Annotated in this window: 20 protein-coding genes; 18 read left to right on the forward strand and 2 right to left on the reverse strand. The window is 41.2% G+C overall.

The window, feature by feature from the left end; all coding sequences use genetic code 11:
- Positions 1–481 precede the first annotated feature (481 nt).
- From R7093_RS04595 to R7093_RS04680, 18 genes are all read left to right on the forward strand, one after another.
- Positions 482–1,453, forward strand: a complete 972-nt coding sequence (locus R7093_RS04595) for a phosphotransferase (RefSeq protein ID WP_047102731.1) — start codon at positions 482–484, stop codon at positions 1,451–1,453.
- 141 nt (positions 1,454–1,594) lie between these two features.
- Positions 1,595–2,290, forward strand: a complete 696-nt coding sequence (locus R7093_RS04600; protein WP_047102730.1) for a hypothetical protein — start codon at positions 1,595–1,597, stop codon at positions 2,288–2,290.
- Positions 2,291–2,990: 700 nt separating this feature from the next.
- Positions 2,991–4,055, forward strand: a complete 1,065-nt coding sequence (locus R7093_RS04605; RefSeq protein WP_047102729.1) for a hypothetical protein — start codon at positions 2,991–2,993, stop codon at positions 4,053–4,055.
- A gap of 140 nt (positions 4,056–4,195) precedes the next feature.
- Entirely contained in the window at positions 4,196–4,717 is a 522-nt protein-coding gene (locus tag R7093_RS04610) for a GNAT family N-acetyltransferase (protein ID WP_005377075.1), read from the forward strand.
- Between the two features lie 104 nt (positions 4,718–4,821).
- Complete coding sequence (locus R7093_RS04615) at positions 4,822–5,223, forward strand: DUF2007 domain-containing protein (RefSeq protein WP_005377076.1); 402 nt, start codon at positions 4,822–4,824, stop codon at positions 5,221–5,223.
- A gap of 143 nt (positions 5,224–5,366) precedes the next feature.
- A complete protein-coding gene (locus R7093_RS04620) occupies positions 5,367–5,975 on the forward strand; it encodes a pyridoxamine 5'-phosphate oxidase family protein (protein ID WP_047102728.1) in 609 nt (202 codons plus the stop codon).
- Positions 5,976–6,116: 141 nt separating this feature from the next.
- Positions 6,117–6,530, forward strand: a complete 414-nt coding sequence (locus R7093_RS04625) for an RDD family protein (RefSeq protein WP_031778951.1) — start codon at positions 6,117–6,119, stop codon at positions 6,528–6,530.
- Positions 6,531–6,663: 133 nt separating this feature from the next.
- Positions 6,664–7,227: a sugar O-acetyltransferase gene (locus R7093_RS04630; protein WP_047102727.1), complete on the forward strand. Its 564-nt coding sequence runs from the start codon at positions 6,664–6,666 to the stop codon at positions 7,225–7,227.
- Positions 7,228–7,480: 253 nt separating this feature from the next.
- Positions 7,481–8,026, forward strand: coding sequence for a GNAT family N-acetyltransferase (locus tag R7093_RS04635; protein WP_047102726.1), 546 nt, complete (start codon positions 7,481–7,483; stop codon positions 8,024–8,026).
- A gap of 142 nt (positions 8,027–8,168) precedes the next feature.
- Positions 8,169–8,810 (forward strand): alanine--tRNA ligase-related protein, encoded by a 642-nt coding sequence (locus R7093_RS04640; RefSeq protein WP_047102725.1) that lies wholly within the window; start codon positions 8,169–8,171, stop codon positions 8,808–8,810.
- A 137-nt stretch (positions 8,811–8,947) separates the two neighbouring features.
- Positions 8,948–9,235 carry a putative quinol monooxygenase gene (locus R7093_RS04645; RefSeq protein ID WP_005377083.1) on the forward strand — a complete coding sequence of 96 codons (288 nt, stop codon included), beginning with the start codon at positions 8,948–8,950 and terminating at the stop codon, positions 9,233–9,235.
- Positions 9,236–9,378: 143 nt separating this feature from the next.
- Positions 9,379–9,675 (forward strand): antibiotic biosynthesis monooxygenase family protein, encoded by a 297-nt coding sequence (locus tag R7093_RS04650; protein WP_031781322.1) that lies wholly within the window; start codon positions 9,379–9,381, stop codon positions 9,673–9,675.
- An 81-nt stretch (positions 9,676–9,756) separates the two neighbouring features.
- On the forward strand, positions 9,757–10,362 hold the full coding sequence (locus tag R7093_RS04655) for a hypothetical protein (RefSeq protein WP_047102724.1): 606 nt from the start codon (positions 9,757–9,759) through the stop codon (positions 10,360–10,362).
- 97 nt (positions 10,363–10,459) lie between these two features.
- Positions 10,460–10,813, forward strand: coding sequence for a DUF1428 domain-containing protein (locus R7093_RS04660; RefSeq protein WP_005387184.1), 354 nt, complete (start codon positions 10,460–10,462; stop codon positions 10,811–10,813).
- A 129-nt stretch (positions 10,814–10,942) separates the two neighbouring features.
- Entirely contained in the window at positions 10,943–11,569 is a 627-nt protein-coding gene (locus R7093_RS04665; RefSeq protein ID WP_042523838.1) for a LysE family translocator, read from the forward strand.
- A gap of 327 nt (positions 11,570–11,896) precedes the next feature.
- Entirely contained in the window at positions 11,897–12,523 is a 627-nt protein-coding gene (locus tag R7093_RS04670) for a LysE family translocator (RefSeq protein WP_047102723.1), read from the forward strand.
- A gap of 169 nt (positions 12,524–12,692) precedes the next feature.
- Complete coding sequence (locus R7093_RS04675) at positions 12,693–13,157, forward strand: DUF2846 domain-containing protein (protein ID WP_047102722.1); 465 nt, start codon at positions 12,693–12,695, stop codon at positions 13,155–13,157.
- A gap of 335 nt (positions 13,158–13,492) precedes the next feature.
- A complete protein-coding gene (locus tag R7093_RS04680) occupies positions 13,493–15,151 on the forward strand; it encodes an autotransporter assembly complex family protein (protein ID WP_318122101.1) in 1,659 nt (552 codons plus the stop codon).
- 58 nt (positions 15,152–15,209) lie between these two features.
- Here R7093_RS04680 and R7093_RS04685 read toward each other — a convergent pair whose 3' ends face one another.
- Both R7093_RS04685 and R7093_RS04690 read right to left on the reverse strand, forming a co-directional pair.
- Positions 15,210–16,661 (reverse strand): phospholipase D family protein, encoded by a 1,452-nt coding sequence (locus R7093_RS04685; protein ID WP_047102721.1) that lies wholly within the window; start codon positions 16,659–16,661, stop codon positions 15,210–15,212.
- 101 nt (positions 16,662–16,762) lie between these two features.
- Positions 16,763–18,802 (reverse strand): carboxylesterase family protein, encoded by a 2,040-nt coding sequence (locus R7093_RS04690; RefSeq protein ID WP_318146534.1) that lies wholly within the window; start codon positions 18,800–18,802, stop codon positions 16,763–16,765.
- Positions 18,803–18,807: the final 5 nt, after the last annotated feature.

Here is an 18,807-nt window from a genome sequence, read left to right on the forward strand (position 1 = left end):
TCGCGCATCATCAAATTAGTTGGTCTCAATGGGATCTAAAGCAAACCGGAGTTCGGTCGGTTTCCTTAGCTGAGCTAATGCGAATAATTTCAGTTTGATACTTAAGTTTACTGATGTGAAAGGCGGCACAAAGCCTTCTAATAATATAAGGCATTCGTGATTAGTTCGGCGCACTTACATCGCCGAAGTATGGTGTTGTGAGACGCATTTCAAACTAAAGATAAACGGTAATTTTTTGGTTAAATACATATTTGAGTTAGCTTTGTTAATCATTAATTAGCAAAACGAGCTTTGGCGAAAGTGGCTGAAAGATCGGCGAAAACTGAAAGGTGCTCAGTTAACAAACTGTTCAAGAGGGATTCGCAACGCGTGGCATTTTTACTATGCGTTGGTTTAAGTGTTTAGGGTGGTATGCGGCGGCTTCAGTATTGCGTTGCTGCCCCTTAATGCAGCGTTATGTACCTATGAGGTCAATTGAACTATGAGTGATTTTGTTCGTGAGGTTAGTGAAAACTGGAACCAAATAGATGCTGATGCTAGTTTAAATCGGCAATCAGCTGGCGCGACTAATCATGTCTTTCGAATCCAATCCTCAGAGACTTTTTACCTTAGAAAATATCGTGTTCGCAATGTTGCACAAATCAAGCTTGAGCATGAATTATTACAAAAACTCTCCCAAAATTTGAATACTATAATAGCCCCAGTTTTGACGCGCGATGGCTGCTCCTTTGGCAAAATAGGTGATGGCTTTTACGCTTTATTCCCTGAAGCAAAAGGGGGGCTAATTGGAAAAAGCGAGCTGTCGGAGTTACATGCTTTTCAGTTAGGAAAAGCACTGGCTGAATTGCATGTTCAACTAGCTTCTATGGCTGGAAATAGTTTTCCAACAATCGAGCTCTCATGGGATAAAAGTGCTTGGGTCGATAGGTTACAAAAAATAGTTGCCTGTATTGAAATCAACAGTGCGCTTGATGCAAAAGGTTCGGTGCTACGAAGAGTAAAACAACAGCGTGACTATCTAGCGAGCTCACAAGCCGTACACTCATATACTCCTTTAACAAGCAGGCAATTAATTCACGGCGACTTTCATCATTTTAACGTCTTTTTTGATTTAAACGGTGCTGTAAGTGATGTGATTGATTGGGACCTAGTACAAAATATGCCACCTGGTTATGAGGTGGCTAGAGCCTGTATGTACATGTTTGACATGGATGTTAATAAATCATTGGCCTTATTAAAAGGGTATCTGTCTATTAAACCTATGACACAACCTGAGCTTAACGATGGAGCAAAGGCATGGGCTGTTTATGCTGACCATCATGTATGGGCTTTGGAAGAGGTGTTCTTAAAAAACAATACCGCTGCACAGAAGTTCATCCCCAAAAGTGACTTTATTCCGTTCATGGTTCAATGGTCCAAAATTGAAAGTGCATTATTTTGCGGCGGTACATAACAAGGCGTTTAAGAGGGATTCTCAACGCTTGGCGGTTTCAGTTCAAAGTTTAGCTTTTGTGTATATAGCACAATAGTTTAAGTTGGGTGGTATAGCGTTGCTCACCCCTTAACGCGGCGTTAACAGTATTAAGGAATTTTCGTGGCTGATTATATAAATAAAAACATTCTTAGTCAGGCGTATATTCACGTTGAGCCAGCGGGAATTGAAACTGAAGAACAGCTTGAAGCGTTCAAAGAAAGCATAAGAGCCTTTGCGTTAAGTCGTACAGAGTTTTTCTTATCTGAAGGGCTTGATATAAATATTGAGTTTGAAGAAAGGTCGATTAAAACGCGAGTAACGGTTATCGGTACATTAATGCTTCTACTACAAGGCATTAGCTCATACAAAGATTTTAGAGAAGGTCTTCAGCTGCTCTACTCGGATTCAAAGTGGTTGTCAGATTCAATCATATCGGAGTCTTTGTTTCAAACCAAAGCAAAACACCATGATGTAATTCGGGTTGAAGCTAGGACTGGAATCATTGGCTATGTTCATAAGGTATTGAATCAGTTAGAAAGAATTAAAAGTGGCGCAAACGGCGCTATGCTTGCTTCCGACATTGTTGAAAAAATTGATGATGTTCAAGATGAACTATCAAAGTTAATGGACAATATCTGCGACTTAGATGATCGCAACTTAGTCGCTAAAGAGTGCAAATGTTTGGTTCAAGAATTGCCAGAGATACCCGTACCTCCGAAAGATAAAACCAATAGCGATCATGCTATCAACGAATATAGACGCAAAAAGTTTACACTCAGCTCCTCTATAAATATTCATGTAATTGTTGAAGAGTAAGGTGAAGGCATACTGTTAACAAACGCTTTAAGACGGATTCGCAACGCTTGGCAGTTTTGGTTTGAATTGGCTTTCGTGTTTACGGTGTAATAATTGATTGTTGTGGTAGCGTAGCTCACCACTTAAGCGGGCGTTAGTAAGGGTTTGGCATCAAAGGTCATAAGTTTTGGTGTTTATCTGTTTTGGCGCTCGTTTTTACACCTTTCAGTTAGTGCCTTTCACGTTCTTTCCGGTGGCACCATATGCGGAGTGTTCGCTTTGATTTCACCGTTTACGGCTTCTAACTCTTAGCCAATTTCTTTGGCGCTTCTTCATTTTCGTTGTGGCTTTTGAGAGAACCTGGATTACTTCTGGTGTGGCTGTTGAAGTACGAGGAAAGAATCCTTTTCTAATTTGAAGCCAGTGAAAGTAGGCCTGTTCAGTGCGTTTTTCTTCTAGCCAACTTTCGTTTCTTAACCGAGTTTAAGTTTTGTAGCGGCCCGTCTCACTTCAGTGTTCAAAGCCTTTCATATCATGCTAGTTTTCAATATCTTGGAGCACATAAATAGAAGTAGCGCATGTACTAACAAATTGCTTAAGAGTGATTCGTAACGCGTGGCATTTTCATTATGCGTTGAGTATAGTGATTAAGGCGTAATACTGGATCTTCGGTATTGCGCTACTCACACCTTAACTCGGCGTTAGGCAAAAAGGAAGACATATGGCTATAGAAATAATTGTTGGTGCTGCTGGTGCATCCCTTACACTTCTTGACCTTGTATTAAGGGCTAAAGGGTCATTAATTGCTCCCAAAAAAGATCCTTTCATAAATTACGATACTAGCTATCTGTTAGGTGTTTACTCGGAAGAAACGCCGATTTCTCATTTTATACCTTACAGTGAACTAATAAGCATGTACCCTGAAGGTAAGAAAATAGAAATTAAAATAAACAATCGAAAGTTCATGCTTCGACCACCAAACCAAGAATGGTCTAAAGTCTCAGACCTTGGGTTCAGTCAACTTATAGAGTCCCAAAGGGTTAGAGATAACGAAGGAGCGATCAGGCTTCATGAAGTTTTAGAGTCAGGTGATAATATAAGCTTCTCACTACAGAAGGCATCATACTTTGACCAATGTAAATCCAATTTAATATTAGATTGGTCATCTCAGGATGATGATGGCATTTCACTAAGGTCCTTACAGCGTGGAATCTATGGAGGGCTCTTACCTAATTTAAATGATAAAACTATGGCTAACACAGTTGGAATTGCAGCTCTCATTTATTACAGAGAGGAAGACGAATATGTCCCCTATATGGTTAAACGTGTAAAGAAAGTAGGAGTCTTTCCTGGTGGTATTCACTGCACTTCGTCCGGGGTTGCAAAGTGGCCCTCAGATTCTGCCGATACTAGCTTTGAAAATTTCTTTACAAAGCATATGTACTCTGAATTAGAGGAAGAAGTTGGTCTGACAAAGAATGATATTTCAGAACTTATTCCCATGGCTGTTTGCAGGGAGTTCGCTAGGGGAGGAAAGCCCCAAGTCTTTTATGCTGGTTTTACTGAGTTATCTAAATCTGAACTAATAGAAAAAAGAATTAAAGCGCAAGCAACAATTGCAGAAATGAAGCTATGGTCAGAAATTGAACAGCAAAGATGGTATCACTCTGAAATCGTATTAGGTACTGATGAATTAATGGGATCTATTAGTAAATACAAAGTTACTTTAGAAGGCGTGGCATCTCTGCATTATGGAATAAAGTATTTGCAGCAGCACAGGATATAAAATGCCTAACAATCTGTTTAAGAGTGATTCTCAACTCGTGGCATTAACTGGGCGTTGAGCTCAGTGATTAAATCGGTATGCGGCGGCTTTTGTATTGCGTTGCTCAACTCCAAAAGGTCATTAATACTCAAAGGTCAAATATGGATATTTACCCAGAAATCGAATTATCTAAAGCGCAGCATAATGCAATTGAAGCTCTTAGAAACCAGTCGTTTCCTGAACACCAAGTTACTCGCTCTTACTATAAGCAACTCCCGCATATGAGAGTTCTGAATTACGAAGGTGATCAGTTAGTTGGTTACATGGGATTAGACTACAGAGTTGTTCGCGTTGGTGATGAAATTTATAAAGTATTAGGTGTGAGTGACTTTTGTGTCGAGAGCAAAGTTCAAAGACAAGGTATTGGCACAACAATGTTGTCTCAACTCAGCGAGTATGCGTCCACTAAAGATGTCGACTTCATCATTTTAGTCTCCGATTTGGAGCGTTTTTATGTGGCTAATGGTTATCAGCGCCTTAACTCTCTAAGTTCTTGGTTGCGCGTTCATGAACATAAAAATTACGGTGTTGCTGTAGAGCAACTAGATGACTTATATGTTAAACCTATCAGCGGCAAAACTTGGGCTGTTGGCCATATAGATTGGTTAGGGTATATGTACTAGTCTGTAGTGGGCTAATAAGTTGTTCAAAAAGAAATACTACACATAGCATTTCCAATTAGCGTTTCTTATACCTTACGGGAGCGCTTTCCCACAAGGAGCAATATGTGATTGTAGTAGCAAGGTTTTCTTTTCCTCATGAAGCTCATATTGCGAGAGCAAGCCTAGATAGTGTCGGAATAGAAAGTTACATCGCTGACGAGCACACGGTAAATACTCAGTGGCTTTATTCAAATGCAATAGGCGGCGTCCGTCTGATGGTGGCCGAAAGTGATGCAGAAGATGCGAAACAAATACTTAGTAGCGATTTCTCAGAATCATTGGGAAATGAAGTTGACGTTGATGAAGAAAAAGACGTTTGCCCTAAATGTGGTAGTAAAGATCTATTTGCATTTACAAAAGGTAAACGCCCAGCTTTCTTAGTTTTTATTTTACTGGGTTTTCCACTGTTTTTTTACAAGCATGGTTATAAGTGTAAGCAGTGTGGGGAGTTTAGTGAAAAACTTTAAATCTTCAGATAACAAGGCATTAAAGAGACAACTTGTACTCGTAGTATTTTTACGATGAGTTAGGTCTAGTGCCTATACAAGAAGTCAGAGTTACTGCTTGCTTACAAGCAAAGCATTATACGATAGTGAAGGAATAACATTGAATGAGTGAAATTAAAACAATAGAGCAGTTAAAAGAAATTTACGCAGAGCCAAGTGCGAGAGCTAAAAATAAAGCTCTGCCTGTGCTGGATGTTCATGCGATTACATTAATTAATAACTGCCATTTTGCAGTTCTAAGTACCGCTGATTCACAAGGGTATATCGATCTTTCTCCTAAAGGAGGGGAGCCTGGCTTCGTAAAAGTTTTAGATGAATCAACATTGTTGTTCCCTGATAGCTCGGGGAACAATCGTATCGATAGTCTAAAAAATATCATTAGTAACCCCAAGGTAGGGTTGTTATTGATGGTAAATGGTATTGATGAAGTGCTCCGTATTAAAGGAATCGCAAGTATTCACACCGACGCCAACTTGATATCTGCTTGCCCCGATGGAAGTAAAGATCCTAAGGTTGTTATCAAAATAGTCATAGAGAGTATGTACTTTCATTGTGCGAAAGCGGTGATGAGAGGGAAACTTTGGTCTGATGACTATAAAGTAAATCGCTCAATTCTCCCTTCATTAGCTCAAATCTTTAAAGATCAACAAAAGTTAGAAAGTAAAGCGCTTAATCAAGAAGAGATGTTGAAATATTACCAATCTAGCCTTTAGAACAAGCGTGGTAATATATTGAAAAGATAGAAAAATCAGGTTCGACCGTACTATGCGGAAGTATGGATTAGGTTTAGTGGGGATGTTACTGTCTCAATAGCGTTAGTTCACCAATAAGCAATTGTTAGTCCAAATTTTAGAATGAAAAATGCAGAAAAATTTACTCTAGAAAATTACGTTTTGGCTAGTCCGGGAGTTAGGTGTGTTGGACAAATGATTGATCTTTTTGTCAGTTTTAGCATTTTTACTCTCGTTTTATGGGTCGGCTTAGAAATCGGTATTGAAAAAGAGCTTGTGCGCGCTACAGCAGTAACTGCGACTGTATCGTATTACCTTTTTTCTGATTGTTTACCAAATGGTCAAAGTGTGGGTAAAAAACTTTTGGGCATTGCAGTTATAAGTGCAAGAACGGGTAAAAAGTGCAATATTTTTCAGTCGCTCTTTCGAAATGTTATTACTCCATTCTTCGGTTTTATTGACTCAATTTTCATTCTTGGTAAAAAGAGGCAACGTCTCGGTGATAAGTTAGTGAGAACGGTGGTGGTAGTGCACTAGTTTGTGATAGCGCTGAGGACTAGGGTTCAAGTCGGGCTTTGTTTTCGTGGTGGAACAGCCTCGCTTAGGAGGTAGCGTTACTCACATACTTAATGTAGCGTTGTAAGAAAATTGGTATTGGAGTCCAAGTTTTATGTCAGAAAAAGAGAAAATGTTAGCAGGTGAGCTTTATGACCCAAGTGATGAAGAGTTATTAAAGTTAAGGTTGAGCGCTAGGTTACTAACTGAAAAATTGAATGCCACGTCTGTTGAGCATAAACAAAAGCGAGTTCAAATAACTAAGCGCTTGTTCGGCACAACAGGTGACGATATTCATGTTGAATCTTCTTTCAATTGCGACTACGGATCCAACATTCACGTTGGAGATAATTTTTACGCTAATTTTGGTTGTGTGATTTTGGATGTTGCGGAAGTTAAGTTTGGTGATAACTGTTTACTTGGGCCTCAAGTTGGAATTTATACTGCGACTCATCCCTTAGATCCTATCGAGAGGAACAGTGGTTTAGAGCTAGCAAAGCCCATAAACATTGGTGACAATTGTTGGATAGGTGGCCATGCCGTAATCAACCCTGGCGTAACACTTGGGAACAACGTGGTGGTAGCCTCTGGCGCAGTCGTTACAAAGAGTTTTAGAGACAATGTCGTTGTTGGTGGCAACCCAGCCAGAGTACTGAAGGAAATCGTCACTAAGCGATAATAAAGTATATGGACTATTTTGAGCCTGAGTTTAGGACTTATGATCAACTCACTCCAAGCTTTGATGCGTTCAGCGGTTACTTGTTGACGCACTTGAATGTCTAAAATTTGCTTCAATATAGAATCGTGACACGTGGCGCTTTTACCGTGCGTTGAGCTTGTTTAAAAGTCTCATACGAAATCATTTGTATTACGTGTCTCACACTTTTATTGTATTTTCGTCACCAATAACAAACCAAAAGGCTGGCTCCAAAATGTTAGTAACAAAGATTGAAACGGAACGATTAATTCTAAGAGAGCTAGTTGAAGATGATGCAAGCGAATTGTTTGACATCTTCTCAGACCATGAGGTCATGAAATATTGGAACTCTGGCCCTTGGCTTTCAATTGAAGAAGCGCGGACATTTATAGCCAAGAGTACACAGGCCATGAATAGCAATACAGAAGTGACACTAGGCATCTTCCTAAAGAGCAATGGCCAACTTCTGGGTAAGATAATGCTGTTTAATCACGTGAAAGAGTCTAGGCGCGCAGAAATTGGCTTTGGCGTTAGTCGTCATTTCTGGGGTAAAGGCATGGTATTAGAGGCGGGAACTGCATTAATCGAACACGCATTCAAAACACTGAATCTACGTCGAATCGAGGCTGAGATAGATCCAGACAATACTTCTTCAGGTAAAGTCTTGGAACGGTTAGGTTTTATAAAGGAAGGTTTCCTAAGGCAGCGTTGGGAAGTGAATGGAGTAGTCTCAGATTCCGCAATTTACGGGTTGTTAGCTAAACCCCTAGACAGCGTTTAGTATCCGGCCTTAAACGCATCTAATAGGTCTAGCCTGCTCGTGCTCTATACACAGCCTTACATTTGACGGTGAGGTTTCTTGAATTGACTTGGTGGTCACTGAATGTACTATCAAGGATAGGACTTACTGCAAGGATAGCAGCATGAGCGAGAAATTATTTTGGGTTAATCCCTACCAAACAGAACTTAACTCAAGAGTGACCAATGTAGACGGAAATAAGGTTGAATTGGACCAGACTATCTTCTTTGCAGAGTCTGGAGGCCAAGAGAGTGATAAAGGAACGATTAATGGTATTCCGGTTTTGATTGCTCAAAAGCTAGGTGTTCGACTTATTTACACATTGGAATCCTCTCCAAATTTTACTCTTGGTGACATTGTAACTACGAATATTGATTGGAAGCGTAGATACGCCTTAATGAAGCTACACTTTGCGGCTGAAGTGGTGCTCGAGATGTTTTATCTGCGTCGGGAAGGCATTGTTAAGATAGGCGCGCATATTTCTGAAAATAAGAGTCGCATAGATTTCGAGTGGTCTGAAAGTATTGGCCCGCTATTGAAAGAAATTGAAACTGATGTGCAAGATTTGATTAACTCTGATTCAGTTATTATTAGTGACTTTTCCGATCAAGAGAGCGAAAGAAGGTATTGGAGAGTGGATGGGTTTGCGCAAGTACCTTGCGGTGGCACTCATTTAAAGCGCACATCAGAAGTCGGCCAAATTCAATTAAAACGCAAGAACATCGGTAAAGGCAAAGAAAGGGTAGAGATAACCTTATGCTCGTAAGTCGATAGGGCATTAGAAATAGATTCCTAACACGTGGCATTTTAATTCATGTGAGATTCACATTTGCGATATGATGGTTGAGATTGAGGGCGTGTTGGCTACTTCTTAACGAAAGGTTACAGGGGCGAGAGGATGATATGTCGAAAGTAACATTGAAAGGCTTTATTTTAGTTCCGGAAAAGGATTTAGAATTAGTAAAACATGCGTTAATAACTCACAAAAGGCTCACGTTAGAAGAGCCGGGCTGCCTTACTTTTCTTGTGACTCAAAGCTCGACTAATCCTTTTCGTTTTGATGTCTATGAGGAGTTCGTCGACAAAGCCTCTTTTAAGCAACATCAGGAAAGAGTTCAAGCCTCACATTGGGGAAAAGTAACTGCCAATGTTAAACGTCAATACGAAATCTTTGAATGTGTGCATGACTAATCGAATCGGAGTGATTTAGAGCGTTTACGCTTTGTTTTTTAGATTGCTCTACGCTCTACTATGTTGCTTTATTCATCTATTAACCTGGCTTAGTGTTCCTGATACTTTGCCGTATTAAATCTAGAAATTTTAATGGAAGTGTTATGTTTAGAGTTGTGTATGAATGGCGTGTGCCAAGTGAAAAAATGGATGAGTTTCAAAATATATGGCGTTCGACGACAGATTCAATTCATGAGTCAGTAGATGGGGCGCTTGGTAGTTTTATGCTTCGTTCTTACGATGTACCGGAAAAGGTTTTAACTATTGCCAAGTGGCGAACACGTGAAGACTGGGAGCGGTTTTGGGGAACTAGTAACCCAGAAAAAATGAAGAAGATGAGTGAAATTGCAGAGCGTATTTCAGTTGAACCATTCGATGAAATTGAAGATAGAACTAAGTAGGGCAATAGAAACGTTAAAGTGATGCCTAATGAACAGTTTGACGGACAATATGAAAGACAACCTTAATCAAGGAATAGGGTTATGCAGATTTTAATCGTTGGAGGTAGTAAAGGGCTAGGAAGGTTCTTGGCTACGAACTTACAGGGTACAGAAATTTATGCGATTTCTAGATCAAAGCTAGTTGAGGGGGGAGTCGCCTCTGTTTGTATTGACGTTGATCCCGGTAAAAAACCAGATTATACGTGCTTCAAAGGTGTAGAGTTTGACATCATAGTTTATTTGGCGTCGATGTGGGGAGAGTCTTCAGAATTGACAACAAACGAACTGATTGAGTTTATGAATGTTGGTCCGATTGGGTATCTTAATTTAGTCAATGAGCTTAACGCTTTAGGTTCACTTAACGATAAATGCAATATTGTATCTATTGGCTCTACAGCAGAGCTTTCAGAAAGTAGTGAATACCCTGCATTCGCCCTCAGTAAAAGATTACTCAAAGATATTTCTAGCCAGCTGCAAAACGTTTATCGTGATTACCGCTTTACTCACTTTACAATAGGTGGGATCGGGCATGCTGAAGAGGAACGTATTGAGTATTCGAGTGTTTTGGAGATTATAAATATGCTAACCAAGCTTGATCCAAACACATACCTTTCAAATATGCATATAAAGTCCAAGCTAGGAATGTAGCTCTCAAGCTGTATTACGTACCTGCTTCTATGGTTTGGCATCATGTGCATTCTTTTTATTGAGCTATGGTTATAACTCCAATGAAAGGAGTTTACTTATGTCATACATTGATGGGTTTGTCGCTGCAGTGCCGACAGCGAATAAAGAAAAGTATATCGCACACGCAAAAATAGCAGCAGAAATGTTCAGGGAGTTTGGGGCCTTAAAGGTTGTTGAGACGTGGGGGAGTGAAGTACCAGATGGTGAGATCACATCATTTCCCATGGCAGTTAACGCTGAAAGCAACGAAACCGTTGTGTTTTCGTGGGTAGTCTGGCCTTCAAAAGAAGTTCGAGACTCAGGGTGGCTGCGGATCATGGGTGATCCTCGAATGAGTCCAGACAATAACCCAATGCCCTTTGATGGAAAGCGTCTCATTTATGGCGGATTTGATGTTATTTTGGAGCAGTAAAATACCAAATAATCTCAACTCGATTCGTGATACTTGGTGTTTTAATCAGTATTACGCTTCTGATGTACGTTCAATAGACTATTCTGCGATAAGTGTTGATAAAACTCCATTTGGAGGCTTAGAGTAAAAATGGAAGAGATAAATTATTCACTGATTGTCGTATCAGCTATCGCTGCCATCGCTAGCCCCGGACCTGCAACTCTTGCGATAGCAGGCACGTCAATGAACCACGGTCGGCGCTTTGGTGGGTATTTGGCTGCAGGTGTTTTAACGGGGTCTTTATTTTGGTCAACCTCAGCCGCTTTTGGTCTCGCAACCATACTCTATAGCAATGTTTGGCTTTTTGAAATTCTTAGATATTGTGGGGCATTTTATCTTTTATATTTGGCTTTAAAGTCTGTACATTCTGCCTGCAACATCGAGCAGCTAAAGTTACCCAAAACATACGTAACGACAAAGAAGGGTAACTACTTAACCGGAGTGTTAATTCACTTAACTAACCCAAAGGCTATTCTGTTTTTCGGTGCGCTTTATTCGATAGGGGTTCCTCCTAAGGCCAGTCCGTTGGAATTGTTGTCGGTCATTTTTGTTGTGGGGCTGGTTAGTGCTTTGGTTTTCTTTGGCTATGCTTTTCTTTTCGCGCATAAAAAGGTCAGACAAACCTATCTCAGATCCAAAGCAGTTTTTGAAGGCGTGTTCGCGTTATTTTTTGGTGTAGCAAGTATTAAGTTGCTGCTTAGTGAGGCAGGAAAATGAAGCACAAAAGGCTTGAAGAAATAAGAATAGATAATCTATCTGATTTGACGGTCTATTAAGTATACTAAGTAGCCGATTTGTTAACTTCCATAAGAGCTGCTGGCTAGAAAAAGCATACAACCAAACGATGCTAAATATTATCATTCAAAGGGCTAACAAAGGCCCATAATTTAATTCGTATCACTGTTCATGATTGTGCTCTTCGCGCAGTGCTGTAGTATTAGTAACGTGTTGTTAATACTAAATATAACCAATTGAAACCTGGACGTTGCATTACTTGTAGTTCGATGAAATGTTATCCCGCAAGACGTTAATTTGGAGAAAAGAATGGATTCAAACTCACTATTATTATTTGTTGTCGCTTGTCTCGCTATCAACATGATTCCTGGACCTGATGTAATTTATATTGTTTCCAATACAATGAAAGGTAAATTATCTGCTGGGCTGAAAGCGGCTCTGGGGCTTGGTGTTGGTTACTTTTTTCATACACTAGCGGCATGTTTAGGTTTGTCAGCAATAATTCTGAGTTCATCTTTGGCTTTTAGCGTTGTTAAATGGTTAGGGGCCGCTTACCTAGTTTATTTAGGTGTTCAGTCATTACTGTCCATGTGGCGTGGAGAAAATAAAATCGTTGAAAACAAAAATGTTGGTAATAATAAAAATGTGTTTGTTCAGGGGGTTATCGTCAGCGTCTTGAATCCAAAAGTAGCGCTATTCTTTCTCTCGTTTCTGCCTCAATTTATTGATACGTCTGCAAGCTCAACATCAATGCAATTATTAGTACTTGGCTTGCTGTTCAGCGTACTTGCGACGACATGTAACGTTTTGTACGCCTCTGTGGGTAATTGGGTATTTAGTCGTCCACACTCTCAGCGTTATTCAAGAACTCTTGAAGGTGTTTCAGGTATTCTACTTATCAGTCTAGCGAGTAAAGTGGCATTTAGTGATCGTTAGATACAGGGCATTTTATTCTCGTGATTATTATATGGCTAATGTTTGCTCAATCCATACGTTAAATGAGTGCTATTGCATAGGTTGAATCACAAATTAAAAAAATACCAATAAGTGAACGTATTTATTTATAGTATGGTTGGCGCGATTTTATCGTAGCTAGGTTAATAACATGAAAAATAAAGTAATTCTGTGTTCCGCATTCCTTTTGGGTTTGTCAGGTTGTGCTTCTGTTCCTACTGTTGATTCGACAGTATCAAATCAAATGAAATCATTTGAAGCACCTCAAAAGGGGAACGCAGGGATTTACATTTACCGAGAAGATGCTTTTGTCGGAGCAGCGCTTAAAAAGTATGTTTACGTCGATGGGGAATGTATTGGTGAAACCGCTCCTGGTGTATTCTTCTACCATGAGGTCGAAGGCAATAAAGAACATCAAGTAAGTACAGAGTCTGAGTTTTCTGAAAATCACTTAACTATCTTAACGGAAGAGGGCCGTAATTATTTCGTTAATCAATACATTAAAATGGGTGTATTTGTTGGTGGTGCGGGCTTAGAACTCGTGGACGAAAGCAAAGGTAAAGCAGAAGTACTAAAAGTCGACATGGCAGAAAAAGGAAACTGTTCTTCGATCTAGTTTTACTAACAGACGCTTTTTAGATTAAAAAACACATTATCAATGTAACCCAACGCTTGATGAGATCCATTCAGCGTTGGGTTTTGTATTTTTGGCAAACAGTATACCTATTTCAGACCGCATGATTTGCCACCTCCTAGCTTGAGCCAATTTATCGTTCAAAGTATCTACTTGTGAAACGTGAATTTTCGAGAGGATTTCGTAGGGAGCAATCCTACAAACGCGATTAACTGATATGCCATTCCATCATTAACCTTGTCGAGTGTATTGCTAAACTAGGTAGCGGTGTGTCTCCTCTCATTAAACAAATAATAGGTATATCGGTTTTAGCTTCTATGCCTTTACATCATGCACTCGGAGCGCAATTTAAAATCAAAGGGCTAACACCAATATTAGAGAAAAATCTTGAAAGTCACCTTACACCACTAACGAAACTCTCTGTTTCAAACATTACCTCAAATCGACTAACGCAGATGGTTAATAATGCGTTAAACCCTTATGGCTACTATCATTCCGAGCTCAATGTTCAGAGATCAGAGAATGATCTCATCACGCTTGAGGTTGACGCGGGGGAGGTGATGTTGGTCAAAAAATCTAATCTTGCTGTGTCGGGGGAGGCCAGTAATGATCAGGATTTCATCGAACTAATTAATCAAGCTCAACTTAAACAAGGTGAGCCGTTGCTTCATTCTGAGTACGATACGTTAAAGCGAAACTTGATTTCATTGGCTCAGCAAAAAGGTTATTTAGATGGGCGTTTTATTGAATCGTCGTTGGAAGTCATTCCCAGTTTAAATCAAGCCTATGTGAATCTGCATTTCTCTAGTGGTTCTCGTTACCAATTTGGAGAGCTGTCTGTTCTTACGTCGGGTATCGAAACAGCACGAATAGAAGCGATGAGAACGTTTGAGCGGGGCGACGATTTTGACACTTTGAAATTGAGTCAATATCAGGCCGACCTCTCGAGTACTGATTGGTTTCGCAGTGTGATTGTGAAAGCGGATTTCGAGGAGATATCCGATGGTCATAAGGTGCCGATAGAAGTGCTCGCAGAGCCGAATTCACGTAATATTGTGCAGGTCGGTGGAGGGTATTCGACAGACTTGGGATTGCGCGCTTCGCTGAAATGGACCAAGCCTTGGTACAACGCACGTGGACACAGTTTTGAGGCACAAGCGTACGCTTCCAAACCGGAACAATCGCTATTACTTGGTTACAAAATTCCCACCCAAAATGTTCTAACGGATTACTACGGGATTCAGTTTGAATCTAAGCATGTTGACTATCGAGACACATCGAGTTTTTCTAATGATTTATCGTTTGAAAAACACTGGCAGTTAGACAGTGATTGGCAAAGCACCATGCACGTTCGTTATTTGCAAGAAAGTTATCGACAAGCGTCGGAGAATAACGAATCACAGTTGTTATTACCGGGGGTGACATTTTCACTGCTTGATCGCAAGAACGATCAATTAGAAGTAAAGCACCGTCACGTCTACTCATTGGAATACTCAGACCCTAATTTTTTCTCCGATTCTCGTTTGCTGCGTATTGAGGGCAAGAGCGTGCTGTCTTGGGATATTAGTGAAAAACACAAGTTTCACTTTCGTTCTAATGTCGGTATTAATGTCGCTGACACTTTGAGCGATATCCCATCATCATTACGTTTCTTTGCGGGAGGTGATGGCAATCTTCGTGGTTATGGTTATGAGTCTATCTCTCCGAGAGATGAAAATGGCGATTTAACGGGTGCCCGTTACATGTTTACTGCTGGGCTGGAATATCAATATCAGGTCTACCGCCAATTGTGGCTTGGGGCATTTTATGATGTTGGTGATGCCTTCAACGATAGGGTGGATTGGAAAAGCGGTACAGGGCTGAGTTTGATATGGAATTCAAAATATGTGCCCGTCAAAGTGGACTTTGCTTATGGTTTAGATGCTCCTCAAGGAGACCAATTCCGCGTTCACTTTTCGCTAGGCACGCAGTTTTAGCGGGCATTAAAAAGGCTCTCATCCTTGCAGATAGAGAGCCTTTTTAAGTCTTGATTGTTTAGAGTTCGAACTCACCATTCAGTTTCTTGAATATCCAGTTAGGCGCCTTATGCCATCCACCATAGTTTGGATTCTTAGTATGGATCTCATGCATTGATTGCCACTGAGTTTGGCCTTGTCCATCTCGAGATACTCGCCAAAACAGTTCATCTTGTTGTCGAGTTAAGTAGTGCATGACATGTTCTGCAAAGGCTTCGCTCTGGACCAACACACCAAATTCCACATTGAGGAAATCCGATCTTGGGTCGAAGTTTGATGAGCCGATATAAGTCAGCCGATCATCGAGTATCACCGTCTTGTTGTGATAATAAGTATCCGCATGGAAGTAATGGTCATCATTTTTTGCTTGGTTTTTGTACTCAAGTATATGAACGCCCTTACCCAACAAGGTTTGGCGATGCTCCTCGTAATAAGCCGGAATAAAGCCAGAATCATTAGATGCAGACGAGTTCGTCATTAACGTGATGTCCGCTTTTTGCTCCATCAAGGTATCAATAAAGGCAAATTCACCATCACTTGGTACCACATAAGGCGTTGATATCACTGCTTTAGATGCAGAGGTTATTTGTTGCCAAACTTGGTGTTCTGCACGTTTTCTAAAGTAGGGTTTGTTGTTTTCTAACTTGTTTAATGAGTCGAAAACGGGGGTGACTTGCGCAGCAATGAAGTTGGGACTGGTCAGGTGTTTAACCTGTTTTTCAACTTCCGCCAGAATGATGCTTTTGTCTTTCTCACCTTTATTAAGCGCTTTAGTGAACGCGGAATAGTTTGGGGTAACGTTAACGATGTTTTCTATTGGCGTGACATGCTTGCTGTCCCAAAGTTGTTGGTAGTTCTGGTCGAACGCTCGAATAATGCTGCCTTTGAACAAGACATCCATATCAAAGAAGTTGGCTTTGCGGCTGTAACCAAAATAGTCGTCGCCAATGTTACGTCCACCTAGAATCATCCATTGATGGTCAACGTTGAAGTACTTCTCGTGCAGACGATTGTCCAAACGTTGTTGATGAGTAGAGAAGTTGACGGCGCGACCAATCCAACCTGACTTACGTGAATCAAACGGATTGAATAAACGGATTTGAATGTTGTCGTGAGCGCTGAGATCAGCAAGCCATTTCTCGTTAAACACCAATAAATCATCGAGAGTGAGTCGAACTTGCACGCCTCGATCTGCTGCTTGCTTGAGTTCATTGAGTAGCATCAAACCAAGCGTGTCACTCTCCCAAGAAAAGTAAGTCATATCGATGCTTTGCTGAGCGTTTCTTACCAGCTCAACGCGACGCGCAAAGGCTTCTGGAGCGGTAGGAATTAAGTAAACTTCGGCTTGATGCTGAGTAGTTTGCCAATTGGCTTCAAAATCCGGTTCAACTTGAGGGTAGGGCTGAGCACAGCCAACCAACAGCGCGCCGAAGATAAAGAGTAGCAGAGCACGAAGGGCGTTAGGAAACATGAGTAAACCTTCCTAATTATGTTCAAGGAATGAGGATGAAAAAAGCCAGCGAACTGGCTTTTAGGTATTCGGGAACGAGTTTTGAGTAGCTGAGGATGAAGTTACATGTGGCTAAGAATCAGCCCAAGTTCCTCGAGACCGTTGAGGCGACCTTGGCGCAGTTTTGGATCGATGCCTGAGTGATGAGCATTGTCCCAGTCTTGTGTGGATTGAATACCGCCATCGTTATCGATCAGCAATACTCGATCAGTCGCACTGTTGTATTGGAAGTCTTCAAATAAACGTTCGCTAAACCACATACGAGAGAGCTTGTTCATCATTGCTTTGTCTTTGCTACCTGGACGAACACTTGAACCATCAAGCTTTAATGTCTTGTTAAACACAAATGGTAATTCTGATGCATTACAAGCGCCCACAATACAACTGATGCTTTTGAGTAAATCACCAACATCGAGATCGCCATTTTCACCTTTGGTATTGTAAGTCCATACGTTGAATCCAGGTGTGTAGTCAAAGTAGTAGAAGCTTGGCGTTGCTCCTGTTGTTTCTTCAGTTGAAACCTTATGACGGTTTGGACCCGTGAAGAGCAAATCATGCAACGTGGTTTTGAATTGCTGCATGTTTTTGACCGCGCCATTCAGTTCGCTTTCATCGTTAGGGAAGAAGTCAGCCAGAGCAAGTAACTCAGTGGTTGAATCGGAGTTCCCCAAACCGAAAAACAACTTAGTCATCGCCTCATAAGCGGTGCTAGGCAGCAGTTCCAATAAGTTAGAAAGATCGAGTTCAATCGAAGCTGAATCGCTGAGTAATGAACGATATTCGGTGCGTAAACGGTTTAAGTTCGTTTCCGATTCTAGCCACTCCACCATGTATTCGACGATTAAGTTTTCGTCACCACTTTCAATAATTTCTGGCGCTTCTTGGCTCAAGATTTCAATAATAGTTGGGATCAAAAATGTCAGGCTCGGCAGCATGCCCAGAGTATTGCTTTCTGCACTGTTTGAGCCAATTACCGTCGGTACGATCCATTCACTCTCAATCGCTTGTTCAGTAAAGTGATAGCCTGGTACTTCTTTCACTAGAAACGCTGGTGGGCGATGCTCGATGTAAGGCGCAAATGGCATCAACGTAGATAATGGGCTGTTGTCGCGTGTTGGACTGATAACCGGAATATTCGCGGCGGTCAGTACCCAGTTCTTAAGACGTTGAATCGGATCAAGCATCTCGCTCTGTACCTTCATGATCTCTTCAAGTGGTAGTAACGCAAGATCTTCAACGCTTTGCTCTAGTCTTTGGCTCTTGGCAACATCGTAACTTTTATATTCAAAGCCGTAAGCGTTGCTTTGCATGATGGCACGTTGAAAGTGCTCACCTGCGATTGCCGCATCGCCTTTTGATTGCTGTAAAATTCCCACCGACATGGCACCCGCACCTTGACCCATGAGTGTCACGTTTTGCGGATTGCCGCCGAATGCCTCTATGTTTTGTTGAACCCATTCAAGCGCGTGTTTTTGATCGCCTAGGCCAAAGTTACCGCCCTCTGGGTTGTCCAAACCATCGACCCAAACACTGCCCAACAAGCCCAAGCGATAGTTAAAAGTAACTGCAATAAACGGGTTACCATCGTCAGCACCTTGTGCAACCACCATATCACCATGAATCAGCGGTTCTGAGCCCGAGCCGTATTCAAAGTCTCCACCGTGAATAAAGACATACACTGGCAAATCTGCGTACGTTTCTGTCCCTGCTGGTCGCCAAATGTTTAGGTTCAAACAATCTTCTGATTGCGTTTGTGCCGTGGTTTTTAACTGCGGGCACGCATCACCGAACTGAGTCGCATCAATATCGCCTTCAAGTGGGACCGCAATGCTGTGCTGAAAGCGGTCTGCTTGCGCAAATTGGATACCTTTGAACGCCTCTACCGCTGCCAGCTTTTCATCCGCATCAAGAGGCGTGATGACAAGGGACTCTTTGGTCGCTTGAATGGTTGCATCGCCAATTTCCAAAGCGATTTGCTCTGGTGGTAAGGGTTGTAGTGGCTTCGGGCCGTTAGGAACGCTAGGTTTACCAGAGTCATCACTGCAAGCTGCTAAGGCAAGAGTGATGGTAATGGCTAAAGTTGAGCGATTGAGTAAAGTCATTGTTA

This window comes from Vibrio sp. 1580 (genome assembly GCF_033340055.1).